This is a genomic window from Tuberibacillus calidus DSM 17572 (genome assembly GCF_000430685.1).
Classification (GTDB): Bacteria; Bacillota; Bacilli; order Bacillales; family Sporolactobacillaceae; genus Tuberibacillus; species Tuberibacillus calidus.
In genome coordinates, this window is the sequence record NZ_AUMM01000018.1 from 39,202 (window position 1) to 65,628 (window position 26,427).

24 protein-coding genes, 1 other RNA gene, 1 pseudogene and 1 other annotated feature are annotated in these 26,427 nt (G+C 46.5%); of the genes and pseudogenes, 4 read left to right on the top strand and 22 right to left on the bottom strand.

From position 1 onward, the window contains the following. Positions 1-85 precede the first annotated feature (85 nt). From mnmA to cymR, 3 genes are read right to left on the bottom strand one after another with little or no spacing between them, the layout of a single operon-like run. Complete coding sequence (mnmA, locus tag H532_RS0105630) at positions 86-1,213, bottom strand: tRNA 2-thiouridine(34) synthase MnmA (RefSeq protein ID WP_027724677.1); 1,128 nt, start codon at positions 1,211-1,213, stop codon at positions 86-88. A 45-nt stretch (positions 1,214-1,258) separates the two neighbouring features. Then, complete coding sequence (locus H532_RS0105635; protein WP_027724678.1) at positions 1,259-2,416, bottom strand: cysteine desulfurase family protein; 1,158 nt, start codon at positions 2,414-2,416, stop codon at positions 1,259-1,261. Positions 2,417-2,441: 25 nt separating this feature from the next. Further along, on the bottom strand, positions 2,442-2,864 hold the full coding sequence (gene cymR / locus H532_RS0105640) for a cysteine metabolism transcriptional regulator CymR (protein WP_027724679.1): 423 nt from the start codon (positions 2,862-2,864) through the stop codon (positions 2,442-2,444). Between the two features lie 335 nt (positions 2,865-3,199). Between cymR and H532_RS0105645 the strand changes: the two genes are divergently transcribed. Continuing rightward, entirely contained in the window at positions 3,200-4,537 is a 1,338-nt protein-coding gene (locus H532_RS0105645; protein WP_027724680.1) for an AAA family ATPase, read from the top strand. Positions 4,538-4,635: 98 nt separating this feature from the next. Beyond that, complete coding sequence (locus H532_RS0105650; protein WP_027724681.1) at positions 4,636-5,274, top strand: RsfA family transcriptional regulator; 639 nt, start codon at positions 4,636-4,638, stop codon at positions 5,272-5,274. 182 nt (positions 5,275-5,456) lie between these two features. Here the strand turns inward: H532_RS0105650 and ssrS are convergent. From ssrS to H532_RS0105700, 11 genes and pseudogenes are all read right to left on the bottom strand, one after another. Then, positions 5,457-5,639: non-coding RNA, 6S RNA (gene ssrS / locus H532_RS19835), on the bottom strand. 80 nt (positions 5,640-5,719) lie between these two features. Continuing rightward, complete coding sequence (gene aspS, locus H532_RS0105655) at positions 5,720-7,504, bottom strand: aspartate--tRNA ligase (protein ID WP_027724682.1); 1,785 nt, start codon at positions 7,502-7,504, stop codon at positions 5,720-5,722. A gap of 4 nt (positions 7,505-7,508) precedes the next feature. Continuing rightward, complete coding sequence (gene hisS / locus H532_RS0105660; protein WP_038111648.1) at positions 7,509-8,780, bottom strand: histidine--tRNA ligase; 1,272 nt, start codon at positions 8,778-8,780, stop codon at positions 7,509-7,511. A gap of 43 nt (positions 8,781-8,823) precedes the next feature. Further along, positions 8,824-9,058 (bottom strand) — a binding site (T-box leader). A 66-nt stretch (positions 9,059-9,124) separates the two neighbouring features. Next, positions 9,125-9,268 carry a hypothetical protein gene (locus tag H532_RS20240; RefSeq protein ID WP_155994985.1) on the bottom strand — a complete coding sequence of 48 codons (144 nt, stop codon included), beginning with the start codon at positions 9,266-9,268 and terminating at the stop codon, positions 9,125-9,127. Positions 9,269-9,343: 75 nt separating this feature from the next. Then, positions 9,344-9,781, bottom strand: coding sequence for a D-aminoacyl-tRNA deacylase (gene dtd, locus H532_RS0105670; protein WP_027724684.1), 438 nt, complete (start codon positions 9,779-9,781; stop codon positions 9,344-9,346). Positions 9,782-9,846: 65 nt separating this feature from the next. After that, on the bottom strand, positions 9,847-12,024 hold the full coding sequence (locus H532_RS0105675; protein WP_027724685.1) for a RelA/SpoT family protein: 2,178 nt from the start codon (positions 12,022-12,024) through the stop codon (positions 9,847-9,849). Positions 12,025-12,319: 295 nt separating this feature from the next. Beyond that, positions 12,320-12,832, bottom strand: coding sequence for an adenine phosphoribosyltransferase (locus tag H532_RS0105680; RefSeq protein ID WP_027724686.1), 513 nt, complete (start codon positions 12,830-12,832; stop codon positions 12,320-12,322). Then, positions 12,811-15,186 (bottom strand): single-stranded-DNA-specific exonuclease RecJ, encoded by a 2,376-nt coding sequence (gene recJ / locus H532_RS0105685; protein ID WP_027724687.1) that lies wholly within the window; start codon positions 15,184-15,186, stop codon positions 12,811-12,813. The genes H532_RS0105680 and recJ overlap by 22 nt, the downstream gene beginning before the upstream one ends. 41 nt (positions 15,187-15,227) lie before the next feature. Next, positions 15,228-15,527 (bottom strand): LapA family protein, encoded by a 300-nt coding sequence (locus H532_RS0105690; protein WP_027724688.1) that lies wholly within the window; start codon positions 15,525-15,527, stop codon positions 15,228-15,230. Between the two features lie 71 nt (positions 15,528-15,598). Then, positions 15,599-17,804, bottom strand: a pseudogene (secDF, locus tag H532_RS18005) (protein translocase subunit SecDF). Between the two features lie 135 nt (positions 17,805-17,939). Further along, the gene (locus H532_RS0105700; RefSeq protein ID WP_245566413.1) at positions 17,940-18,236 is read right to left on the bottom strand and encodes a post-transcriptional regulator; all 297 of its coding nucleotides are present in this window, start codon (positions 18,234-18,236) and stop codon (positions 17,940-17,942) included. A gap of 164 nt (positions 18,237-18,400) precedes the next feature. On the opposite strand from H532_RS0105700, the gene spoVB reads away from it, so the two are divergent. Then, complete coding sequence (gene spoVB / locus H532_RS0105705) at positions 18,401-19,951, top strand: stage V sporulation protein B (protein ID WP_027724690.1); 1,551 nt, start codon at positions 18,401-18,403, stop codon at positions 19,949-19,951. Positions 19,952-19,962: 11 nt separating this feature from the next. Here spoVB and H532_RS0105710 read toward each other — a convergent pair whose 3' ends face one another. After that, positions 19,963-20,619 (bottom strand): DUF421 domain-containing protein, encoded by a 657-nt coding sequence (locus H532_RS0105710; RefSeq protein WP_027724691.1) that lies wholly within the window; start codon positions 20,617-20,619, stop codon positions 19,963-19,965. A 175-nt stretch (positions 20,620-20,794) separates the two neighbouring features. Between H532_RS0105710 and H532_RS0105715 the strand changes: the two genes are divergently transcribed. Then, positions 20,795-21,172 (top strand): TIGR04086 family membrane protein, encoded by a 378-nt coding sequence (locus tag H532_RS0105715; RefSeq protein ID WP_027724692.1) that lies wholly within the window; start codon positions 20,795-20,797, stop codon positions 21,170-21,172. 31 nt (positions 21,173-21,203) lie between these two features. Here the strand turns inward: H532_RS0105715 and yajC are convergent, their stop codons facing one another. The 7 genes from yajC to H532_RS0105750 all read right to left on the bottom strand — a co-directional run bounded on the left by yajC (position 21,204) and on the right by H532_RS0105750 (position 26,313). Continuing rightward, positions 21,204-21,554, bottom strand: a complete 351-nt coding sequence (gene yajC, locus H532_RS0105720; RefSeq protein WP_027724693.1) for a preprotein translocase subunit YajC — start codon at positions 21,552-21,554, stop codon at positions 21,204-21,206. 39 nt (positions 21,555-21,593) lie between these two features. Continuing rightward, complete coding sequence (tgt, locus tag H532_RS0105725) at positions 21,594-22,736, bottom strand: tRNA guanosine(34) transglycosylase Tgt (protein ID WP_027724694.1); 1,143 nt, start codon at positions 22,734-22,736, stop codon at positions 21,594-21,596. Beyond that, complete coding sequence (queA, locus tag H532_RS0105730) at positions 22,714-23,778, bottom strand: tRNA preQ1(34) S-adenosylmethionine ribosyltransferase-isomerase QueA (RefSeq protein WP_027724695.1); 1,065 nt, start codon at positions 23,776-23,778, stop codon at positions 22,714-22,716. The genes tgt and queA overlap by 23 nt, the downstream gene beginning before the upstream one ends. Before the next feature lie 18 nt (positions 23,779-23,796). After that, complete coding sequence (locus H532_RS0105735; protein WP_027724696.1) at positions 23,797-23,997, bottom strand: DUF2905 domain-containing protein; 201 nt, start codon at positions 23,995-23,997, stop codon at positions 23,797-23,799. Continuing rightward, a complete protein-coding gene (ruvB, locus tag H532_RS0105740) occupies positions 23,997-24,998 on the bottom strand; it encodes a Holliday junction branch migration DNA helicase RuvB (protein WP_027724697.1) in 1,002 nt (333 codons plus the stop codon). Before ruvB ends, H532_RS0105735 begins: the two co-directional genes overlap by 1 nt. Before the next feature lie 13 nt (positions 24,999-25,011). Continuing rightward, the gene (gene ruvA / locus H532_RS0105745) at positions 25,012-25,602 is read right to left on the bottom strand and encodes a Holliday junction branch migration protein RuvA (RefSeq protein WP_027724698.1); all 591 of its coding nucleotides are present in this window, start codon (positions 25,600-25,602) and stop codon (positions 25,012-25,014) included. Between the two features lie 138 nt (positions 25,603-25,740). Continuing rightward, positions 25,741-26,313 (bottom strand): BofC C-terminal domain-containing protein, encoded by a 573-nt coding sequence (locus tag H532_RS0105750; RefSeq protein ID WP_027724699.1) that lies wholly within the window; start codon positions 26,311-26,313, stop codon positions 25,741-25,743. Positions 26,314-26,427 lie beyond the last annotated feature (114 nt).

Below are 26,427 nucleotides of genomic sequence, written 5' to 3' on the forward strand. Positions count from 1 at the left end.
ACAAGACAGTATGGCATCTCTAATCGATACGGGCTTACATAAACAAAATAAAACCACATGGGATGGGCCCCATGTGGCAGCTTTATTATAAAACGGCTTGGACAAAATCGAGTTTTTCAAAGTAATTTTTTTGTAGAACGGTCGTAATGGTGCCGCCGCCAAGACAGATGTCTCCGTCATAAAAGACAACGGCTTGCCCCGGTGTAATCGCCTTTTGTGGTTCATGGAACATCACTTTCACCGTACCGCCTACTTGCGGCATCACGGTGACCGGTTGGTCAGGCTGGCGGTAGCGGAATTTCGCGGTGCAGGTAAAGAGTGATTCCTGCGGCAGGCCGTTGATCCAGTTGACGTTTTCCGCCGTCAAACCTTCGGAGAACAAAGCCGGGTGATTTTCGGGTGCAACGTATAAAATATTGTTTTTCAAATCTTTGCCGCAAACAAACCACGGGCCACCTGGACCGCCGATGCCAAGACCTTGGCGTTGTCCATTTGTGTAGTACATCAGGCCGTCATGCATGCCCTTGTACTCACCGTCAATCGTTCGAATTTCTCCTTTTTGCGCTGGTAAATAGTGGCTGAGAAATTCCTTGAAGTTGCGCTCACCAATAAAACAAATGCCCGTGCTGTCCTTTTTATTGGCGGTTGCCAGTTGATGCGTTCTCGCTATGTCTCTGACTTCCGATTTGGTCAACCCACCGAGCGGGAACATGACTCGGGACAATTGAGCTTCGGTTAATTGATTCAGAAAATACGTTTGATCTTTGCCGCGGTCCACCCCGCGCAACATGCGTACGTGGCCGTCGATGTGTTCAACGCGGGCGTAATGGCCGGTGGCGACATAATCCGCGCCAAGCGCCAAGGCATGCTCTAAAAAGGCTTTAAATTTAATTTCTTTATTGCAGACAACATCGGGATTGGGCGTCCGCCCCGCTTTGTATTCATCCAAAAAATAGGTGAACACCTTGTCCCAATATTCTTTTTCAAAATTGACCGCGTAATAAGGAATGCCAATTTGCCCAGCGACGCGCGAAACATCTTCATAATCTTCCGTTGCCGTACAAACGCCGTTTTCATCGGTATCATCCCAGTTTTTCATGAAAATGCCAACGACATCATACCCTTGTTGCTTAAGAAGTAGTGCCGTCACCGAGGAATCGACGCCCCCGGACATACCGACAACCACCCGTGTTTTTTCCGGTGCTTTGGTCATGGGGCCAACTCCTTTCCTCATTTTGATGTAAAAATGCTCGATTTGTCAGCCGGAATGTTTTGGCTTCTGCCATCCGGAGACCGTTTTCGCGATGATCCGGGCGGCTGTTTCTACTTGCTCTTCCGTATTATATAGGCCAAAGCTGATGCGAAGCGAACTTTTTGCTTGGGGGGCATCACTACCAAACATGGCGGTTAAAACATGGGAGGGTTCGACGGAGCCTGCCGTACAAGCTGAACCGCTCGACACCGCAACACCAGCGAGATCAAGAGCGGATAAAAGTGCTTCAACCCGAGTTCCAGGAAAATATAGATTTAAAATATGTGCCAAGCCATTTTCTAGGTCGCCGTTGATGGCAAAGTCAATGCCTTCTTCCGTTAAACGATCGAGCATCCTTTGACGGAGACGGTACATCATTTGCTTTTTTTCCTCACGGTTTTCACTAACCAGTTTCACCGCCTTGGCCATGCCGACGATGCCGGGGACATTATGCGTACCGGCGCGGCGTTTGCGCTCTTGTTCCCCGCCGTGTTGATAAGTCTCAAGTAATACGCCTTCGCGAATGTACAAAAAACCGACACCCTTAGGGCCATTAAATTTATGGGCGGTGATGGACATTAAATCGACCCCGATGTCGCGCACATTGATCGCCTCTAAGCCGAAAGCTTGGACCGCATCGGTATGAAAGAGCGCGTTTGTCCCTTTTAGGAGAGAGGCAATTTCCTTAATCGGTTGTAAGGTGCCGACTTCATTATTCCCATACATAATGGAAACGAGGATCGTGTCCGGGCGTAACGCGTTTTTAAATGCATCTAGAGAAATCCGGCCTTTCTGATCCACATCCAAATAAGTGACGTCAAAACCTTCTTTTTCAAGATGTTCACATGTATGAAGAACGGCATGGTGCTCGATTTTCGTTGTGATAATATGGCGTCCCAATGCTTGCCGTGCATGAGCGGCACCAATCAAAGCGGCGTTGTCGGATTCTGTTCCACCGCTTGTAAAGATAATTTCCTTTGGAGTAGCCCCAATTTCGGCCGCGATCACTTCACGAGCATCCTCAATCAGTTTTCGCGCTTCTCGGCCAAAATAATGAATGCTTGACGGATTGCCAAAAATTTCACGATAGACGGGGAGCATCGCCTCAACGACAGCCGGATCTACAGGTGTTGTCGCCGCGTGATCGAGATATATATGATCCAACGTATCCACTTCCTCACTGACGATCTTAGATATAAAACATATAAGGATCCTGAACTTGCATATTTTCGTTATAATGCACAAGGTCAGCGACCGACGTGCTTTCTAAAACATCTTTTACCGCATCGCGGATCTTTAACCATAGCTCGCGTTTTGCCGGGTCATCATCATCCATCACTTCCACCGGCTGGATTGGGCCTTCAAGCACCCGAATGATATCTGCGGCCGTAATGTCTTCAGGATTGCGGGATAATTCATACCCGCCATAAGCCCCGCGAATGCTTTTGACAAGTCCTGCATTTCGAAGCGGGGCGATCAATTGTTCAAGGTAATGCTCAGATAAATGATTTTCCGTGGCAATCGTTTTTAATGAGAGAGGTCCCTTGCCATAATTTTTACCTAGGGCCATCATAATCGTTAAGCCGTACCGCCCTTTAGTCGAGATTTTCAAAATCACTCACCTCATCTTTCATTCCGATCATTTCATGTCACTTTTTAGGTACGTCACCATTTATGCGCTCATATTTGCGGCAATAGCTTTTGAACCTTTTATTGACAGATCCCACCTACGCCGCTCAAGCAAAGTCTCATAACCTTCAAAAAAGAAAAACACTGTAGATCAAAGACGGGAATGCTTATTTTAGCGATTAAGGAATGAAGCGATCAATAATAACAATCATCATTATAACATAAGCCGGATATCTTTCGACAATTCGTGACGGTCGCTTCTTCTTGCATTCTCTCGGCGAGTATTGTATTTTTCCAACAGAAGGAGCGTTTGTAGAAATGGATTTATTTGATTATTCAAACTCAAAGAAAATCGCAACACCACTCGCTGACCGGATGCGTCCACGGACACTAGATGAGTTTATCGGTCAAAGTCATATCGTTGGCGAAGGGCGGTTGCTCAGACGGGCCATTTTAGCTGACCATCTGACGCCGATGATTTTCTTTGGGCCGCCTGGAACCGGAAAAACGACGCTGGCCAAAATCATCGCCGGAACAACATCGGCATTTTTTCAACAAATTAATGCAGTAACAAGTGGCGTCCAAGATATTCGCCGCATCACGAGCGAAGCTAAAGAGCGGCTTTCGTTCGAAGAGAAGCGCACGGTCGTTTTTATCGATGAAATTCACCGTTTTAATAAGAGCCAACAAGATGCGCTTTTACCTTTCGTTGAGGATGGGACGATCATCCTCATCGGTGCAACCACGGAAAGCCCGCTCTTTGAAATCAATGCTGCGCTCTTGAGTCGTTCGCGGCTTTTTCGATTCGAGCCATTGTCAGACGATGACATTAAACACGTCTTACAACAAGCATTGCAAGATAAGGAAAGAGGATACGGGAATTATCCAATTCGTATCGAAGAGGATGCCTTGGATCATCTCGTCAATGTGGCCAATGGCGATGCCCGTACAGCTCTATCAGCGCTTGAGTTGGCTGTATTAACAACGCCGCCGGATAAAAATGGTGATATTCACATTACGCTTGAGGTAGCTGAAGAATCGATACAGGAACGCGTGCTCCAATACGATAAAAACGGCGATAACCATTACGACACCATTTCTGCTTTTATTAAGAGCATGCGCGGGTCCGACCCCGATGCGACGATGTATTGGCTAGCCAAAATGATAGCCGCGGGAGAAGACCCCCGCTTCATTGCCCGGCGCATTTATGTCCATGCCGCTGAAGATGTCGGCATGGCTGACCCTAATGCGCTGCTCATCGCTCAAGCAGCCGCTTATGCGGTCGAGTATGTCGGCATGCCTGAAGCGCGCATCCCGTTGGCCGAAGCGGCCTTATACATTGCCACTGCACCAAAATCCAACAGTGTTGTCATGGCCATCGATCAAGCGCTCAAAACCGTCCGCGAAGAAAGAACGGGAGAAGTCCCCATTCACCTGAGAGATGCCCACCATAAGGGCGCCGGAAAGCGATTAGGTCACGGCGTCGATTATAAATACCCTCATGATTTTCAAGATGGCTACGTCCCTCAGGCTTACTTGCCAAAGACGTTAGAAGGCCGCAAATTTTATGCACCGTCACCTCGAGGTTACGAAAAAACGGTACAAAAACGGCTGGATTACTGGCAGATGCGCCGGAATGAAACACCAGAAAAATAAAAGATATATAGAAAATTTTATAGTTTATGGTATAAACTGCCTGATTTTTGTCAATGATTTTGACAAAACCTAATAAACTTCTAAGGAGAGGTCAAAACATGACAAAAGTAAGGCAAGATGCTTGGAGCCACGAGGATGATTTACTCCTAGCCGAAACGGTGTTGAGGCATATTCGCGAAGGTTCAACTCAATTGGATGCCTTTGAGGAAGTCGGTGACAAATTGAATCGCACTGGGGCAGCTTGCGGCTTTCGCTGGAATGCGATCGTTCGCAAAAAATATGAAAAGGCAATCGAATTGGCTAAAAGGCAGCGCAAACAATTAAAGCGCGCCAACCAAAGACGACCAAGAGTTTGGACCCAAGCGGCCGATGGTGCTTCTCAGCAAGCTCTCGAAATGCCCATTGCCACCGCAACTGGTGAGAAAACCATCACGCTTTCCGATGTCATCGTTTTTCTACAAAACTTACAAACTCATGATCATCAAAGCGATCGCCTCGCTAAGGAAAATGAGGAACTGAAAGCCAGAAATAAAGAGCTGGAAGAAAAAGTTGCTCAGTTGGAAAAAGAAAACGAAAAAATCAAGAAGAACCAAAAGACAATCGAAGAAGACTATCAAGCACTCATCGGTATTATGGACCGTGCACGCCGCATGGTCATGCTGCAGGACGATAATGAATCCACGGCTCCAAAATTTAAAATGGACAAAAACGGAAATCTTGAAAAACTGGCAAAATAAAACGACGGTTTTTGTCCGTCGTTTTTTATACGGTATCGTTTTTCAAGTCGGCATCAGGGAACAATGGCCCAGCCTTCGTCCAGAACACTGGGTCGAGCTGAGTTTTTTCTTTACCTTTCAAGGTAAGCGTAAAAAATGGTGAGTACGTCCGCGTGATGATGGAAAATGCTAAAAAACATACAGAGAGTCCCAATAGTGCCGTATTCGACTCGAGTTTTGAACCCGCCTCAGGCAGGTGGGTGCCCTGTTCTTTTCTTCATACGTCCACTCTTTGGAGGCCTGTATTCCGAAAAGAAACGTCCGGGCTCCCTTTCAAATGGTGTTCGGTCAAAACATGTAGTCTGCTACGGTCACATCAGGACTCTCTGCTTGATTTGTAACTGTATTTTATCATACATCTGTTTGGGCTTCAAGGGCATCTGCCCCTGAATTACCCCGTTTTCAATTAAGACTCCGCGGCGAGTTCCTTTTTGTCAGTCAATTTCAAAGCTAGTTCCTTAAGCTGCTTGGCGGAGACCGGTGCCGGGGCTTCCGTTAACAAGTCCGTCGCATTGGCCGTTTTTGGAAAAGCGATGGTATCACGGAGAGACGATCTTCCGCTTAATAACATGACGATGCGGTCAATACCTAAAGCAATACCGCCATGCGGTGGAGCACCATAATCAAAGGCTTCGAGGAGAAAACCGAACTGCGCCTCAGCATCGGCTAAATCGAACCCGAGCAATTTAAACATGCGTTCTTGCATATCGCGCCGGTAAATCCGTCGCGAACCGCTGCCAAGTTCAAAGCCGTTTAACACTAGGTCATACGCCTCCGCCCGGACGACACCAGGGTTGGTTTCCAAAAATTCCATATCCTCTTCCATCGGCATCGTAAACGGATGATGTTCCGCTACATAACGACCCTCTTCCTCATCCCATGAAAAGAGCGGGAATTCCGTCACCCATAAAAAGTTGAAACGTTTTTGATCAATGAGACCAAGTTCTTTTCCTAGTTTCAAGCGCAAAGCACCAAGGCTGTTTGCAACAACTTGCGGTTTATCGGCAACGAACAAGAGAAGATCGCCGTCTTTTGCACTCGTAGCCGTTTTGATTTGTTGAGCCGTTTCTTCATCAATAAACTTGGCGATGGGACCCTTAAAATTCCCTTCCTCGACTTTCAACCAAGCTAAACCTTTGGCCCCATATTGGTTGACAAATTCCGTTAATTCATCGATCGTTTTTCTGGAGAAATCGCTAGCTCGTCCCTCGACATTCAAGGCTTTCACTTGTCCGCCGGAATTCACGGCATCGGCAAACACTTTAAATCCGCTATTTTCCACAGCTTTGGACACATCGAGCAATTCCATCCCGAAGCGCGTATCCGGTTTATCGCTACCATAACGCGCCATCGCTTCTTGCCACGTCAAGCGTGGAAATGGCGTTGGCAGATCCAAGCCGAGCGTGTTTTTTACAATGCTTTTCATCATGTCCTCAATCAGGGCAAAAAACGGTTCTTTTTCGAAGAAAGACACCTCAATATCAATCTGCGTGAATTCCGGTTGGCGATCGGCCCGCAAGTCTTCATCGCGGAAACAACGGACAATTTGGTAATATTTATCCATTCCGCCGACCATGAGCAGTTGTTTAAACAGCTGTGGTGATTGAGGCAATGCAAAAAATGACCCAGGATGGACGCGGCTCGGAACGAGATAATCACGAGCCCCTTCAGGCGTACTGCGCGTCAGCATCGGCGTCTCAACTTCAAGAAAACCGCGGGAATCCAGAAAGTCTCGGATGGCTTTATTCGTTTTATGGCGAAGTTGGAATGTCTTCTGCATGACGGGACGGCGCAAATCCAGATAGCGATATTTTAGGCGTACTTCCTCAGAAGCTTCCGTGTCATCGGTAATGGAAAAAGGCGGCGTTTTGGATTCATTAATCACGCGTATGGTGTCAACGCGCACTTCAATTTTCCCCGTTGGCATTTTTTCATTAACAGCGCCTGGATCACGGGCAACCACCGTTCCTTCGACCTCGATCACATATTCGCTGCGTACGGTTTCAGCGACTTCCATTGCTTCTTTTGACACTTCCGGATTGCAAACGACTTGAACGATGCCTTCACGGTCGCGCAAGTCAATAAAAATTAATCCGCCGAGGTCACGCCGGCGCGCCACCCATCCTTGTAAGCGAACATATTCACCAATATGCGTTTCGGATAATAGACCGCAATAAATCGTTCGTCCCATAGGCTTAATCCTCCAATTTCGTTTTCAAGTAGTCAATGATTTGATCTTCTTCCACGTCCACTTGCTCACCCGTTTCCATGTCTTTAATCGATAGCACATGGCGGGCGATTTCATCATCACCGAGAACGGCGACAAACCTTGCCCCCAAGCGGTCGGCTTGCTTAAATTGCGCTTTGACTTTTCGGTCCATATAGTCCATGTCAGCTGAAATGCCGGCTTTCCGACAGGCATATAAAAGCTTCGTTGCAACCGCTCTAGCCTTTTCGCCAATCGGCGCAAAGAAGCAATCCAATGTCCGAGAGCCGCTGACTTCAAGGCCTTCTGCTTTCATCGCAAGAATCACGCGTTCAAAACTCAGGCCGAAGCCGATGCCGGAAACGCGAGGGCCGCCAAATTCTTCAACAAGACCGTTGTAACGTCCGCCGCCGCAAAGCGTCGTAATCGCCCCGAAGTCGGCACCCATAATTTCAAAAGTTGTGTGATGATAATAATCGAGCCCTCGGACCAATGTCGGGTCGACTTCATAAGTGATCCCCATATCATCAAGCGCTTCTTTAACAGCATGGAAAAAGGCTTTTGAAGATTCATTTAAGTAATCCAAAATCGATGGGGCAGATTGGATTAACGGATGCTCCCGGTCCACCTTGCAGTCCAAAATGCGGAGCGGATTGCGTTCAAGCCGATTTTGGCAATCCTCACAAAACTCCCCGATGGCAGGGGAAAAGTGACGAATGAGCGCTTCTCGATGTTTTTTTCGGCTGTCAAGGTCGCCGAGGCTATTGATGACGAGTTTTAACTGTTTTAAACCCAACCGCTTGTAAAACTCGAGGGCAAGAGAGATCACCTCAGCATCAATATGCGGGTCATCCGAGCCGATCGCCTCTACTCCAAACTGGGTAAACTGACGTTGTCTTCCGGCTTGCGGACGCTCATAACGAAACATCGGCCCGCAATAATAAAGTTTGACAGGTTGGTTTGGGTCTCCGTACATTTTATTTTCGACGTACGAACGGACGACGGGTGCTGTCCCTTCCGGACGTAGTGTTAAGCTTCGATTTCCTCTATCCGTAAAAGTGTACATTTCTTTTTGGACAATGTCGGTCGTCTCGCCGACTCCTCGTTGGAACAAATCCGTTGCTTCAAACATAGGTGTGCGTATTTCTCCGTAATTGTATAATCGGCACACTTCTTCAGCGGTCTTCTCCATTCGCTTCCAAATCGACATGTCGCTTGGCAATAGATCAACAGTGCCTCTTGGAACGGTAATGATAGCCATATGATTCCTCCTCCAAAATAAAAATCCCTTGTTCGCGAACGGAACAAGGGACGAGTTTACCCGTGGTGCCACCCTTATTGGAATTTTGAATAAAATTCCCACTTCACCATTAACGCCGGTTGCGCGGTTTTTCCTACTCACCAAAAGGCAATCCCAGGCTTTCAGAAAAACACCTCGGAAGTGTCCTTCATCGGCCGTCAGCGCAGGAATGCTTTCAGCCACGGCATTCCCTCTCTGGGCGTGCGGTCCCCGACTACTCTCTTCGTCATCGGTGATGACTCTCCAATTTAACATTCTCGGTTTTTTCTTATCATAAAAACTGTAACGTCATTTGTCAAGAAAAACTACCGTTGGATTCGCCTTTTTAGTTCGCTGACCGATTCTCTCGCGTGAAAAATCGGCTGCCCCATGGCTTCATCTCTGAAATGCCCGGCCGAATGCGGGATTTCCACATGGTGGGAGTGAACCATTCGGTAGTACTGTTTCATTGAAACGCGCATCCGCCATCCATCCATTCATTGCGTTTTTATTTAGGATGGACGGAGGAGGCAAAACTTAAACGGTTATTTTTCCACAATAATCGTCACAGGTCCATCATTGATGAGCTCAACAGCCATCATAGCCCCAAAAACACCCGTTTCCACCGGCAATCCATTTGCCCGAAGCTTTTCATTAAAATACGTATATAACCGTTCGGCATCGTGTGGTTTGGCAGCTTCCATAAAATTCGGTCGCCGTCCCTTTGAAACGTCGCCGTAGAGCGTAAATTGGGACACCGATAGAATCTCGCCGCCAACATCTTTCACGGACAGATTCATTTTTTGATCGTCATCTTCAAAAATGCGCAACCCGCTGATTTTATCGGCAATAAAATCGGCTTCAGCTTCGGTATCACCGACTTTGATGCCCACAAGCAGCAATAGCCCCTGGCCGATTTCTCCTGTGACTTGACCATCCACCGTGACCTTTGCTTTTTTTACTCTTTGGACGACGACTTTCATGAATGACTCTCCTTAACGTGCATATCTTTTATTAGAACTTCGTCACATGGCTAGGTTTTCTTTGTTTACGACTCCATCACCCGTTTGACCGCATAAATATCGGGAATCCGTTTGATTCTTTCTACGACGCGAATGAGGTGGTTGATATTGTGAATGGCAATGGTCATGTGAATTAAAGCCACTTTATTGCGATCGGCCTTACCAGATACAGCATTGATCGGCGTTTTCGTTTCGGCGACCGCTTGGAGCACTTCGTTTAAAAGCCCATTTCGGTCAAAACCGGTGATTTCGATATCCACATTATATTGTTTTTGTGTATCCGATTCGCTTTCCCATTCCACTTCGATCAGACGGTGACTCGTGCAATCTTGTTGCAGGTTGGGACAATTCACCCTGTGGATGGAAACGCCGCGACCTTTTGTGATATACCCGATAATCTCATCACCAGGAACAGGGTTGCAGCATTTAGAAAGGCGAATCAACACATTATCGATGCCCTTAACACGAACCCCGCTATCTTTCCGCCGTTTCGGCTTATACGCCTTGACATCAGGGAAGGATTTTAAAATGTTTTCCGCTTGACTTTCTTGATCTTTACGAAGTTTTTCCGTCAATCGCGTGACGACTTGTTTTGGTGTGATGCCGTTATAGCCCACCGCCGCGTATATTTCCTCGGCATTGGAAAAATTATATTTCCGTGCGACATTTTCTATATTTTCCGCAACCAATATGTCTTTCGGGTCATACCCTTGATTTTTTAATTCTTTTTCGATTAATTCCTTACCCTTGATGACATTTTCCTCACGGCGTTGTTTCTTATACCATTGGCGAATTTTATTCTTGGCATGGGAACTTGCGGTAATCTTCAGCCAATCCTGTGAAGGCCCGTACGAATGCTTGCTCGTCATGACCTCGACGATATCGCCTGTTTTTAACTTATAGTCCAACGGAACCATTTTTCCGTTTACCTTTGCGCCGACAGTATGGTTGCCAATTTCGGTATGCACGCGATAGGCAAAATCAATGGGCACAGACCCAGCCGGAAGCTCAATGACATCGCCTTTAGGCGTAAAGACAAAAACCATATCTGAAAACAAATCCACTTTGAGGTTTTCCATGAACTCTTTGGCATTAGATGTTTCATTTTGCCACTCGAGTATGCGCCGAAACCATGCTAATTTGTCTTCAAACTTATCGTTCACATTAACTTTCTTGCCTTCTTTATAAGCCCAGTGAGCGGCAATCCCGTATTCAGCGACCTTATGCATTTCCTCTGTTCGAATTTGCACTTCTAACGGGTCGCCGTTCGGTCCTACGACGGTCGTGTGCAGCGACTGGTACATATTCGCCTTGGGCATGGCAATATAATCTTTAAAGCGCCCCGGCATCGGTTTCCAGTGTGTATGAATAATGCCGAGCACAGCATAGCAATCCTTGATGCTCTTAACGATGACGCGGACCGCGAGCAGATCATAAATGTCATTAAATTGCTTGTTTTGGTGTACCATTTTATGGTAAATGCTATAAATATGTTTTGGTCGTCCGTAAATCGTTGCTTCAATGTTGACTTCTTTTAAAAGCTTCTTGATCGTTTCGATGGCTTCCTTAATATCTTGCTCGCGCTCGTTTCGTTTCTTTTTCATCAAGTTGACAATTTTATAATATTGTTGGGGGTTTAGGAACCGTAAGGCGATATCTTCCAATTCCCATTTAATCGTTGATATCCCGAGGCGGTAGGCGAGCGGGGCAAAAATTTCCAATGTTTCTTTAGCCTTTTGGACTTGTTTATCGGCCGGCATATACTTTAACGTCCGCATGTTATGAAGGCGGTCTGCGAGTTTGATAAGCACGCAACGGATGTCTTGAGCCATGGCTACAAACATTTTCCGATGATTTTCCGCTTGCTGATCTTCCTTGGACGTATATTCAAAACGGCGAAGTTTCGTAACCCCATCGACTAACGTCGCGACCTCTTCACCGAATTGCGTTTTTATATCTTCTAACGTTACCGATGTATCTTCCACAACGTCATGTAAAAGGCCTCCGATGATTGTCGTTTTATCCATATCTAAATCGACGAGGATTTCCGCAACTTCCACCGGATGGTTAATATAAGGCTCACCGGATCGTCGGGTTTGCCCACGATGGGCTTCTGAGGCAAACCGGTAAGCCTTCTCGATTTCTTCTATATCATTCGGGTCTAAATATTTGGATGCTTTTTCCCGCAAAGTCTCGAAAGTCATACAACCCATCACCTTATCAGACAAGCTGAATATTGATTCTATTATCCTTAATTATCGGATTTGTGTAAAGCCATAACATCCGTGCGTCTTTCGCAGATCAATCTGGCTCATCGGCACATCTGCCGGTTTCATCCAATACCTTCTTAAAAAAGGAAAAAACTTAAAACAATAGGAAAGTTGACTCATAGAGCGATATTTCAACCACCTTGATATATAGTGAGAAAATGAAAGGCGTTTCACTATATATATACGTTGCGGCGGAAACGAAGCCCCAAATGAGTCAACCTTTCATCCATTAATACTTCATCAATGTGAAAATATCATACCCTTTTAGGTTTTCTCGTCCACCGAGCTCAGTTAATTCAATCAGGAAAGCCAAGCCGCAGACGATGCCGCCTAGTTTTTCTACCAATTGAATGGTCGCATTAATCGTTCCACCAGTAGCCAGCAAATCATCGACGATAATCACCCTTTGCCCCGGTTTAATCGCATCTTTATGAATCGTGAGGGCGTCTTTTCCGTATTCCAAACCATAATCCACTTGGATGACTTCCCGCGGCAATTTTCCAGGTTTTCTCACCGGTACAAAACCTAAATCTAAAGCATAGGCAACGGGGCAACCGACGATAAAACCGCGCGCCTCCGGACCGACAACGATATCGGCATTTTTATGGCGACCGTATTCAGCAATTTCCTGAATTGCACTTTTAAAAACCTTCCCGTCTTGCATCAGCGGGGTAATATCCTTAAATACGATTCCTTCTTTCGGGAAGTTCTCGACAATTTCTATATACTCTTTATAGTCCATCCTGCATGTGCCTCCTCAGGCTTATTTTGTCTATCAGCAAAACGGCTGAACCACTGTTTCAATTCTTGACGCCCGGACAACACAAAGGTTTCTTCCAATTTCACTTGCTCCCGCAGCCTTTGATATAGCTTAGAAGAAGTGATCGGCTTTTTAACCGGGTCGCGGACAACGGTCAACTGTCCGTTCTCTATTTTAACAAACTCAAGTTCGGAAAACACGTCTAAAATAAATCGCGAAAGCCCAGCCGACCAACGAAACACGGAAGACAATTCGCGAATGCTATCGTCCATAGTGATATTTTCTTTCCTCAATAAATAAATATATGATTTCTTAAAATGCTCTCTACTCGGTAATTGTGAAAAAAAGCGTGTTTCTTCCTGGTAGAAGACGGCATAAATCCGTTCTGGAAACGGGTGTGTCTCAAAAAGCGTCGTGATTTGCTTCTCGGTTTCCGGCAAATCTAAAAGCACCCAAAAGGGGCGACTTGACGCAAGGGCATTGTCCATATCTTCGCCAAAACAGATGGGAATGTGTAGATCCTGAATGGACAAGCGCTCCAAGGTATGTTTTCTAAAATAAATAAACAATGTTTGATTTTGAGGCAGATTTTGGAGTGATGTCCGGATTTCCTTGTAATTCCGCCAGTCAAAAAGCTGCCACGAATGCGCCTTAAAATCATCAATCATCACTTGTGGTTTCCTGCGCCCGTTCCATTCGTTAATGGTTAAAACGCCGACGACGGCTAGCTCACAATCGGAGGCAATGTGGTGGTAAAAAGACCCTTTTCCGAAAGCGACACCGTCAAGACAATCATCCTCTTTTTTAAAAAGTAATTTCAAGTGATCTTTTTGGGCACCAATTTGTCTGATGTCACTTAAGCGTAGGTTCTCAATGATAAAGCGCGGTTTTGGATTACCAACACCGAAAGGCGCGAGTTGCTCCAAAGATTCAATGAACGAAATGGTGACGTCTTCTAAGTGTAAGTAACCTTCCGCGTGGGTTTTGGGGACAAAGTCTTCCGGGTCGAGACGATCATCGGCGATGGCGTTGAGCCGTTCGGCTAAAACCGGTAAGTTTTCAGCAGGAAGCGTCATGCCAGCAGCCATAGCATGGCCGCCAAAACGAAGCAATAAGTCTCGGCATTGGTTGAGAGCCTCAAAAATATTAAAACCTTCAATGCTTCGCGCAGAGCCTTTGGCCAATCCTGTATCGGGGTCAATGGAAAAAACAAGCGTCGGTCGGTAAAAGCTTTCCATTAGCCGCGAGCAAGCGATGCCAACAACCCCTTCATGCCAGTCTTCCTTGGCAATCACTAAGACATTTTTTAAATGATTAGGGACAGCCTCCGCAAGCCTCCGAGCCTCAGAAGTGATCTGATCGACGACCGCTTTTCTTTCGGTGTTATAGTATTCAAGTTGCTGGGCAAGCGGATAAGCTTCGTTCATATCGGTGGATAGCATGAGCTCAATGGCCGGTTCAGCATGAGCCATGCGTCCCGCGGCGTTGATGCGCGGCCCGAGCAGAAAGCCAATGTCCTCTTCTGTCACAGCTTGCGGATGAATGCCGGCGATTTCCATCAACGCCTTTAGTCCCGGTCGGGTGTCGTTTGCAAGGCGTTTAAGCCCTTTGGTCACGATCAAACGGTTTTCATCGAGAAGCGGCATGAGGTCGGCCACGGTCCCAACCGCTGCAAGATCAAGAAGGTCATCTGGCGCCTCACCCATCAAAGCGTGAATGACCTTAAAAGCGATGCCGGCACCACATAAGGATTTAAACGGATAAGGGCACTCTGGCTGTTTCGGATTGATGATGACATAGGCGTCCGGCAATTCAGGCGGTGGTTCATGATGGTCGGTGACAATATAATCAAGGCCCATAAGTCGCGCCGCCTCTGCCGCTTCATGGGCAGCGATCCCTGTGTCAACGGTCACAACAAGACTGACGCCTTCCGCCCTTGCTTTTTCCAATGCTGGAATATTCGGACCGTATCCTTCCGTAAACCGATTAGGGACATAAAAACGAACATCCCCACCTAGATTTCTTAATCCCGAGACCATAATGGCCGTGGCCGTAACGCCATCGGCATCATAATCGCCGAAAACGAGTATTTTTTCTTTATTTTGAAGCGCCTGATGAATGCGCTCGACAGCCTGCATCATCCCACGCATCATGTAAGGATCATAATAGGCTTTTTTATCAATGTTCAAAAAGGCGAGAGCGCTTTCCGGGTCTTGCAATCCCCGATGATGTAACAGTGCGGCGATCGGCTCGGAAACGCCGATTTCATCCGCTAATTGCCGAACCGCTTCCTCATTTTGATGTTGGATGACCCATCTCGTTCTGGGGTAAAGCAAAGAAGCCACTCCTTCCCATCTCCGTTTTCAGCCCTCACCAGTTATTCGTTGCTGTCGCGTTTGTCCGAATTTCCCGTTTTCGTTTCGCCACTATGGCTTTGTCCTTGGCGTTCTCTTTCCAACCGTTTAATCTGCCTTTCAAGTTGATAAAACCGGACGGCACCGATCACGCCGATGAAAAGCGCTCCGAGGAATGCCGAGCCAAGAATAATCAGAATGAGCGGCCATTTGGCTTGACCGAAAACATAATTAAAAGTGACCGGATTCACATTGGCAACTGAAAAAATGGCGATAACGAGCGCAAGAAAAATGGCCAAAATAAATGCCCACGGTCCTTTCATGACGACACTCCTTTAAAAAATCTGGGGTCAGACCCATCCGAGCCGGACCCCTCCTTAATGAGACCATGCCTTTAAGATTGCACTTGAGGAAGTTTTTTGCGTTTGCGTTCTTTTTTCATATATTGAAATTTCATGACCGCCCAGAGCGGTGAGGCAATAAAAATGGATGAATAAACGCCGCAAATTAATCCGACGAAGATCGCTACATTGAACGTCCAAATTTCGTGACTGCCAAAAATCATTAGCGCTATGACAGCAATTAACACCGTAACGACCGTGTTAATTGAACGCACGAGCGTCTGACGAATACTAGTATTGATAATGTCTGCCAGATCCTCAAATGTTTTCGCTTTCTTCTTGCGGTTTTGCATGTTTTCACGAATCCGGTCAAAGGTAACGATCGTATCGTTAATCGAGTAGCCGACGATCGTTAATACAGCAGCAATAAAAACAATATTCACCTCGAGATGCAAGAGACTGAAAACAGATATGATGAAAAAAGCATCGTGTAAAAGGGCAATGACCGCCGCCAAGCCTTGCAAAAATTCAAAGCGAATCCATACATAGATAATGATGAACACGGAAGAGATCAAGACGGCCCAAAACGCATTTTTGGCCAGTTCACGGCCGATTTGCGGTGAGACCTTGCTCACGTTAGGCTCAACGCCGAATTTTTCTTTAATATCCGCTTTCACTTTCACTTCTTCTTTTTGACTAAGGACATCGCGTAAAGTGACACTCGCGATGTTATGGTTTTGCCCCGATAAAACCGGGCGCTCTGTGCGAAAGCCCATTTTCTCGAATTCCGCCGTCACCTCATTGATGGACAAGGGGTGTTTGGCTTGCAAATCAACACGCGTCCCGCTGGCAAAATCAATGCCGAGGTTTAAGCCGAACACAAATAAGCTGATGATCCCGAGAATGGATAAGACGATCGAAAAGGTAAAGAATTTGTTCCGGTGTTTAACGAAATCGAAGTTTTTAAAGATCACGGATATCACCCTTCTTTACACCGAAATAACCGGGTTTTTGATCCAGTGCACGGCTTGAAACCCATAGCGCAGTTAACAAACGGGCGCCAAAAACGGCCGTGATAAAGCTGGCTAAAATGCTGATGATCAGCATGATCGCAAAACCCTTTACAGAGCTTGTCCCATAGAAAAACATGACGATACCAGCAAGGATCGTTGTTAAGTTGGCGTCAAAAATGGTGCCGAAAGACCGATGGTTCCCGGCTTTAAACGCCGAGCGAATCGATTTTCCGGAACGAATTTCTTCCTTAATTCGCTCAAGCGTAATGATATTCGCGTCCACCGCCATGCCGACCCCTAAAATGAGGGCGGCAATACCCGGTAACGTCAGTACCGCTTGCATGCCGACGAAGACGGCGAGGACAAGATAAATGTATGCGACTAATGTGATATTCGCGATCAGCCCGCCAAAGCGGTAGAAGATAAGCATAAACAGGAAAATCGCAATAATACCGACGATCCCAGCGGTGATCGCTTTATTGAGTGCGTTCACCCCAAGTTGGGCACCAACGGAGTTTGAATAAACTTCTTTCATCTTTACTGGCAAAGCGCCGGCATTCAACAAGTCGGCAAGATTTTGCGCCTCTTCCGTTGTAAACGACCCAGTAATCATGACATTGTTCGTGTTCAATTCTTCCGTCACACTTGGTGCCGAAATAAAAGCCGGTTTTTCTTTCTTACTTTCTTCTTTGTAGGATAGCCCTTTCTTCCAATCGAGCCAAATGACTAATTTATTGTCCGGCGCTGGTTTTTGCAAAATTTCCTTCGTCACTTTAGCAAATTTGTTTGCGTCTTTAATTTTTAAGGCGACATATGGCTGATTCAGTTCGTTATACTCCACTCGCGCCTTTCCGGGAACGAGCTCGGAGCCGTCCATCATTAATTTGTCATTAACATCGCGAAAAGTAAGGTGCGCCGTCGTCGACAGCAATTCCCGGGCTTGGGCTTGATCTTTTACCCCAGCCAGCTGTACGCGAATCCTGTCACTACCTTCGATCGAAATTTGCGGTTCACTGACACCTAGAACATTGATGCGTTTTTGAATCGCCGAAACCGCATCGTTGAGCGTACTTTTTGACGGCTTGTGACCATCAATGGTCCGGACTTGATAAAGGACTTCAAAACCACCCTTTAAATCAAGGCCAAGATTGACTTTATGTATGAGCGGCTTAGCGGTGAATCCGATAAGGACCGCAAGCAGTACTAAGATTAAAAAAAAGGATAGGATTTTTCCTTTTTTTACCATGTTTTTATCCCCCTTTAGCTGCCGCCATCTCGTATACCAATAAATTTATTATAGTCAGTCAGCTTTTTCCCTGTCAATTGCAGTTCAGGTGCGCATCCAAGCCCGTCACCCTTAGGCAAAAAAAAGCCGCTTCTTTTAAAAGAGCGGTTCTCCATCCTTAAAAATGTCCATGTCTTTAAACATTTCCACCCTTAATTTATTCATATAATCATTCACTGACAGCCGCATGAGCTGGCCGACAATGCGATGGCATTTCATCTCGACCTTATTTTTTTGCATGATTTCCTTCGCAAAAGCCCAAAGCTCATCGGCAGTCAACCGTTCCAACCCTAGCAAATGAAACTCTTCCAATTTACTGATCAAAAACGGTTCAATTTTCTCCCGCCATTGATCATAGCCATGCTCATCCTTTTCCTCCAGTGGTTCCGTCAATGGCATCACCCCCATGCCTGTTTCTAATTTCATGATAGCTTTAGGTGCCGGCACTGTCAAACAAGCCCTAAACGCCCCTTAGAGAACTTGTCATGCTTGGCCTACCTCATGGCATATACATTTTTTAAAGAACTAGCTGACTTGTCCTTGAAAGCAGGGGTAAAATGACGAAACAAACATTCCTTAAAGGTGCTTTTATTTTAATGGTTGCCGGCATGGTGACAAAGGTGCTTGGTGTGATAAACAAAATGGTGCTAGCACGCATTATCGGTGAAGAGGGCATGGGGCTCTATATGATGGCCTATCCGACGCTGCTACTCACCGTCACCTTAACCCAGCTCGGGCTGCCGGTCGCCATTTCCAAAATGGTTGCGGAAGCGGCGGCCCTAGATGATCGCCGTAAAATTAAACGCGTCTTGACTGTGGGCTTTACGATTGTTGGGATATTGAGCATTGTATTTACGACACTCCTCATGATCGGGGCCCCTATTTTCTCCCAATACCTTTTTACCGATGAACGCACCTTATATCCCCTAATGGCGATCGCACCGATTATCCCCATCGTCGGCATCGCATCGGTCGTCAGGGGGTATTTTCAAGGCATCCAGAACATGACTCCTTATGCTTTTTCCATGGTGATCGAGCAAATCGTCCGCATCTCGCTTGTCGCTTGGTTTGCCAATTTGTTACTGCCCCACGGCATTGCTTATGCTGCCGCCGGAGCGATGTTTTCAGGAGTGCTTGGGGAACTTGCCTCTCTTCTCTATATGTTATGGATGTTTAAAATAAAAAAGCGAATTCGGGTCCGTAAAGATTTCTGGCGTTACTTAGGAAAAGGGAAAGAAACATTCTTCCAGCTGATGAACATTGCCTTGCCGACGACCGGAAGCCGCTTAATCGGATCATTCTCTTATTTTCTTGAACCGATTGTCGTCGCCAACAGCCTCATGCTTGCCGGTGTCTCAACCGTCCTTTCCACGAAGCAATATGGCGAACTTGCGGGATTTGCCATCCCACTGTTGACGATGCCAAGCTTTATCACGCATTCGCTTCATGTCTCACTCGTTCCGACGATCAGCGAAGCAGCTGCGCGTAATCGGATGGACATCATCCATTTTCGAATTAATCAGGCGATGAAAATTGCCATGGTCGCTGGCGGATTATCCATCGTCATCACTTACATTTTTGCGGAACCGCTGATGGATTTGATGTACCATTCGCCGCAATCCGCCATCTATGTCCGGGTGATGGCACCGTTTTTCATTTTATTTTATTTTCAAGCACCTTTAGCCGCCGTCTTACAAGCGCTAGACCTTGCCAAAGCGGCCATGATCAATAGTTTTATCGGGGCATTCGTAAAAATCGCCGCTATCTTTCTGCTTGCATCCCGCCCGGAGCTTGGCATCATGGGTGCCGCTCTTGGTTATTCCATCGGTGTCGTCCTTGTGACGCTCTTAAACCTGGCCACGGTCATTAAATCAGTCGGCTTCTCGCTAATTGTCACGGACTACATAAAAGGTGCGTTCAGCTGTTTGGCAACAGGGGTTTTTGCTACTTGGTGCGACCGTCATTTATGGATGGATTTAGCTGTTTTGCCGAGAACCTTGGCATTGATTGGCCTTGCCATTGGGTTTTATCTACTTTTGATCATCATTAGCCGTTTGATCACAAAAAATGAAATGGCGCATCTGCCGGTCATTGGAAAGTGGCTCTGAAGATTTATGTTTTATTCTTTCATATCAACAAAAAACGTCCCATCTGAGTTCCAGACGCAGTAAGAAATCTTTTTAATGTCTTTAAACCCGAGCTTGCGAAGTTCCTGTCTCAACCAAAAGGGATTTTTTTCGATGCGCTCGACATTTTCTTCTTGAATTTTTCCATCAATGATTAAAGGAATGGGGAAATGGTTGTTCGTGTTTCCTCCGAAAGGTTCATTGGCTTTTTTGAAAACGGAGAGTTCACCGTTCGGTTCTAGAATGGCAAACTCCACATCTTGGATGCTTCGGACGTTTTTTTCACGCAGCTGCATTAACAAATCGTCGTAATTATACCGCTGTTTGCGCATGATTTCTTCGTCAACGCGGCCGTTTTTAATAATCGTAATCGGCTTGCCATCAACCAGTTGCCGGAGGCTCTGACTTTTTAACGAAATAAAAGCTAATGTATATTGAACAGCCATTAAAATGAGAATGGGGACAATCGTCATCGTCAATGGCTTGTCAGGATCTTCTATAGAAATCACGGCGATTTCCGCGATCATGATGGAAACGACAAAATCCACGATGCTGAGTTGACCGATTTCACGCTTACCCATGACGCGAAAAGTCACGAGAATCATGAGATATAAAAAAAGGGTTCTTAAGACAACCGTCGTCACATGCATTCCCCCTTTCATTCCTTTTTAGTATTTGACATGGTTAAACGAATATGAAAAGGAGGCCATTCCTTTTTAAGGAAGTCTCTAAAAATTTTGTTGGACGGCTTGACTTCTATTTTGTCAATCGATGAATAAGCTGTACTAGGGGCTTGTATGCATAAGGAACGAAAGGGGGATCTCTGTGACAAAAAAATGGTTAACATCGTGTAGTTATGGCATCATCACCGCACTCCTTTTAATTGTCATCGCAGCTTTTGTTTTGGCAACACTTCTAAAATGGACATCGCTTTCCGAAGCCATGCTCGGTTCTCTACCCATGCTGATTGTCTCCTTGGTTTCATTGTTTATCGGCGGCATTGTCGCCGGTGCCAAAATGAAAGAAAAAGGTCTCATCACAGGGTTAAGCACAGGGTTCATTTACTCATTATTGATTTATCTTTACTTGTTTTTAGGATTGGATCGGTCGCTTACGGGGACGCAGTTCTTTCAAATCGTTGCCAATACCGCTGTCACCGGAATGGGCGGCATCATCGGCGTGAATGTTTTTGTCAAAAAATAAAGCGCGTGCAATATTGGCACGCGCTGTTTTCTTATGACTCTTTGGCTTCCTGCTTCGAAGCGTCTTGATTGGCCACTTCTTTTTTGGCCTCTTCCTTTTTATCCGCTTTTTCGTGCGGGTTAGAGCGCTTCTCGGTGATCTCGCGAATGGCGGTGCGGTCGAAAGTTAATTTCGCCGTCCCATTGCATTTTAAGACGACGCGATTATCTTCAACTTGATCGACCGTCCCATGCAAGCCGCCGATGGTGACAACCTTATCACCTTTGGCAATGCTCGCCTGCATTTGCGCCGTCTGCTTTTGCCGCTTTTGTTGCGGGCGAATGAGCAGAAAGTAAAAGACAACGAAAAACAACACCAATACAACGATCGGTTGTAATTGCATCCTGTCACCTCCCCTATAGAATCAAGTTCATCCCATTCATTAAAAATTCTTGGCGTCCGGCTTATTAAAGCCGTATTGTTCAAAAAATTCTTCCTTAAACTCAAGCAAGCGGTCTTCCCTAATGGCTTGTCTGACGCGCTCCATTAATTTTATCAAAAAATAGAGATTATGGTAAGTCGTAAGCCGAAAACCAAATGTTTCATTTGCTTTCACTAAATGACGGATATAAGCCCTCGTATATGTCCGACAAACCTTGCAATCGCAATGTTCATCGAGCGGCCGGTAATCGTTGGCATATTGACTATTCCGGATCACAAGCCGCCCTGTCGAGGTCATGCACGTGCCGTTTCGGGCGATGCGTGTGGGCAAGACGCAGTCAAACATGTCGATGCCGCGGATGACGCCTTCAATTAATGCATCGGGCGAGCCGACCCCCATGAGATAGCGCGGTTTGTTAGCTGGAAGGAGCGGCGTTGTAAACTCCAGCGTTTCGTACATGAGTGGTTTCGGTTCACCGACGGATAAACCGCCGACGGCATAGCCCGGAAAATCCAATGAAGTCAAATCCATTGCGCTTTGCCTTCGCAAATCTTCATAGACTCCGCCTTGGACAATGCCAAAGATCGCCTGCTCATCTGGCCGTTGGTTCGCCTTTAAACACCGTTCCGCCCAGCGGCTCGTCCTTTCCAATGAAGTTTTTAAATAATCGCGTTCTGCCGGATACGGTGGGCACTCATCAAACGCCATCATGATGTCGGAACCTAAGGCATTTTGGACGTGAATGGATTTTTCAGGTGTCAAAAACAGTTTCTCACCATTTAAATGGTTTCGAAACCGAACGCCTTCTTCATCGATTTCCCGCAAGTCGCTTAAACTAAAAACTTGAAAGCCACCGGAATCGGTTAATATGCCGCGGTCCCAGTTCATAAACTTATGCAGGCCGCCGGCTCCTTCGACGATTGTCTCACCGGGACGAAGCCACAGATGGTAAGTATTTGATAAAATAACACCCGCTCCGATTTCCTTTAATTCATCTGGACTCATCGTCTTCACTGTTGCGAGTGTCCCTACCGGCATAAACATCGGTGTATCGAACGTCCCGTGAGGCGTATGGAGCTTGCCAAGGCGGGCTCCGGTTTTCTTATCGGTCTTGATGAGTTCATAAGTGACTGGTGCTGTCATTCGCTTTTTTCCCTTCCAAAATGAGCATTGCATCGCCGAAACTGAAAAAGCGGTAGCGCTCTTTTACAGCCTCCTGATAGGCTTTTAAAATAAATTCTCGTCCGGCGAAAGCCGAAACAAGCATGATTAACGTCGATTTCGGCAAGTGAAAGTTTGTAATACAGGCATCCACGCCTTTAAACGAATACCCGGAATAAATAAAAATATCGGTCCAACCGGACGCTTCTTTAAATCGGCCGTTGTTTTCTGTCGCAATCGTCTCAAGCGTGCGAATGCACGTCGTCCCAACCGCAACGATGCGTTTTCCGGACGCTCGCGTTTCATTAAGTATATCGGCGGTTTCTTTCGACATGCGATAAAATTCTGCATGCATGGCATGATTTTCGATCTTTTCTTCTTTAACCGGCCGGAATGTGCCAAGTCCAACGTGAAGGGTAATAAAGACAATACGGACCCCTTTTTGAGCGATTTTGTCTAATAGTTCTTCAGTAAAATGGAGGCCCGCCGTCGGAGCGGCTGCTGAACCTTCGTGTTTGGCATAGACGGTTTGATAGCGTTCCCTGTCATCTAACTGTTCGTGGATGTAAGGCGGTAAAGGCATCTCGCCGAGCTCGTCCAACCGCTCATTAAAAATCCCTTCATAATGGAATTTTAAAATCTTCCGCCCTTCATCTAATGATTGCACACAAACAGCGGACAATTTACCTTCCCCGAAATCAATGGTCGTTCCCTCTTTAATGCGCTTGGCGGGTTTCGCCAAACATTCCCATTGATCGTTTTCCAGTTGTTTTAACAGCAAGACTTCAATTTTGGCACCGGTACCAGTTTTTGTGCCAAAAAGCCGGGCGGGGATGACGCGCGTATCATTCAATACGAGTGCATCCCCCGGGTTCAGATAGTCAATCACATCCGTAAAATGCCGATGTTCGATGGTTTCTTTATTGGGATTAAGAACCATTAAACGCGAGGCCGTGCGGTCCGGTAGCGGTGTTTGCGCAATTAATTCTTCCGGCAAATCAAAATCAAATAGGGATAAATCCAAAGATGTCCACCTCTTTAATTAGCGAAAACGATTGATGATATAAAAAACGAGCGATAACACGATGCTGATGACGATGGAGGTGACAATCGGGAAATAGACCGTGGTGTTGCCTTTGCGAAAGACGATGTCACCGGGGAGTTTCCCGATAAATTGCCAAAGCATCCCTACAAGAAAAAGGACAACCCCTAACACCATCAGGATTCGACTGAATTCCGGCATCATACATCAGGCCTTTCCAATCCCAAGTGTTCGTATACCTTTGAGGTCACCATCCGCCCTCGAGGCGTTCGCTGCAAAAAACCGATTTGTAGAAGATACGGTTCATAGACATCTTCAATCGTTTGAGCTTCCTCGCCAATGGCGGCCGCGATCGTATCCAAACCGACCGGACCACCGGCAAATTTTTCTATAATACAAGTTAACAACTGATGGTCAATATGATCCAAGCCGAGCGCATCGACTTGCAGACGGTCCAGTGCTTCCTGGGCCACAAGGCGGTGAATATGCATGGTCCCGGACACCTGAGCAAAATCTCTGACCCGTCGGAGCAAGCGATTGGCAATCCTCGGCGTTCCCCGCGAACGTCCGGCGATTTCAAGCGCCGCCTCGCTGTCAATGGTCGTGCCAAGGACGCCGGCCGCCCGCTCGACAATTTGGGCGAGTTCATTGGTCGTATAGTATTCTAGACGGCTGATGACGCCAAAACGGTCGCGCAAAGGCGGGGAAAGGTAACCGGCTCTAGTTGTTGCTCCAACTAATGTAAACGGCGGCAAATCGAGGCGGACGGAATGTGCGGTTTCTCCGCTACCCAACACGATATCTAAACAAAAATCTTCCATAGCCGGATATAGGATTTCCTCAACACTTCTTGGTAACCGATGAATCTCATCAATAAACAGCACATCACCTGGCTCTAATGCCGTCAATAATGCCGCCAAATCGCCTGGTCTTTCGATGGCTGGTCCAGAAGTGGTGCGAATCTGAACGCCCATCTCCTGTGCAATGATCATGGACAGCGTCGTCTTCCCTAATCCCGGCGGGCCATAGAGCAGGACATGGTCAAGCGGTTCTTCACGCAATTTGGCTGCCTCGATAAAAACAGACAAATTTTCTTTTACCTTTTCTTGACCGATATATTCCGATAAAGTTTTGGGCCGCATCGACCGTTCCGCCGATTCTTCCTCCGGACGTGCGTCTTGCGAGACTATGCGATCGTTCACGCATCGCACCTCCTCAACCTTTTAACATTAATTGCAGCGCTTTTTTAATATACTGATCGGCCGTCATTTCCTCCGTCTCCAGTTGCGGTAAAATCCGAGCGATTTCCTTCTCGGCATACCCCAGTGCCGCAAGCGCTTGAACGGCTTCCTCCAAAGGTTCGGGCCGCACGGTTTTACGATTAACCGCTCCTTCGACTCCCTGGGCGAACCCTTTCAGTTTTCCTTTTAAATCCAAAATGATTTGACGAGCCGTCTTTTTCCCAATCCCCGGAAACTTCGTTAAAAACGCTTCATCTTCTGCTTCAATGGCCTGGACGACGCGGCTTGCATCGCCGGAAGCCAGGATGGCGAGCGCCCCCTTAGGTCCAATCCCAGAAACGCTTAAAAGATGAATGAATAATTGCCGTTCATCCCGTGTGTGAAAGCCATATAAGTGAAGGGCATCTTCACGCACGTACTGATATGTATATACCGTCTTCATCTCATCCATGGGTAAAAAGGAAAACGGATTCGGACAGTAGATCAAATAACCAATATGTTGATTTTCTAAAACAATGTAAGTGCTTGTCACCTCGACAAGCGTCCCGCGAATAAATTCGTACAACGAGCTTCCCTCATTTCTCCGCCGATCCCTTTCCCACATGTTATCATACCATAATTCCAATGGATAAAAAATGAAACAACAAAAGAGAGCGCCCAACCGTGCTTAGGCCGGCTTACGCCCTCTCGAGGACACCCTCTATTAACTATTTCTTTGCACATCTCTTATATGATTCACGGCATATTTGGACAAAGCATCTAGCAAAAGCTTGTATTGCTTTTTATCCGTTATGCGAATCCCGCGATTCAGTCGTTCGGCGGCATCGGCTTCTAGGGCATTGATATCAATCTGGAAAAAAGTTTGAATAACTTGGTGATTTTCCGGATTGCCGTTGTATAGCGTCAGGACATTCCCGTCTTTTAATCCCATGACGCCAGCCGTTTTCGATACGGGGGATATATCATCAATCTTTTTGGATAAATAAACGTCATTTCCGTTGCATTTTGCGAACTTCCAACCGCTGTATTTCATCATGATGTTTTCAGGTGAGATAAAATGATCGGTCGTCACGCGGACGATTTTCACACCGTCGATATAGGATTTTTCCAAATGAACGGAAACGCGCTTCGGCGCCTCTAAAGTCATCCGCCCCATTACTTGATGTTCCTTTGGTTGTTCTTCAAGGCAAGATGGTTGTGTCTTTTCTGCCTTGGCGATCGGATGCATGCTAAAGAAAAGGAGTACGACAAATAAAACCTGTATCCCCGTTTTCATCGATCATCACCTTTTATCAAGAGGACGTTGGGATTCACTTTCAGTATCCCCAATTCCTCAAACATTATCCGTTTTATGTAAAAGGCGGTTGACCCATTCGGCCTGAAAGTGATG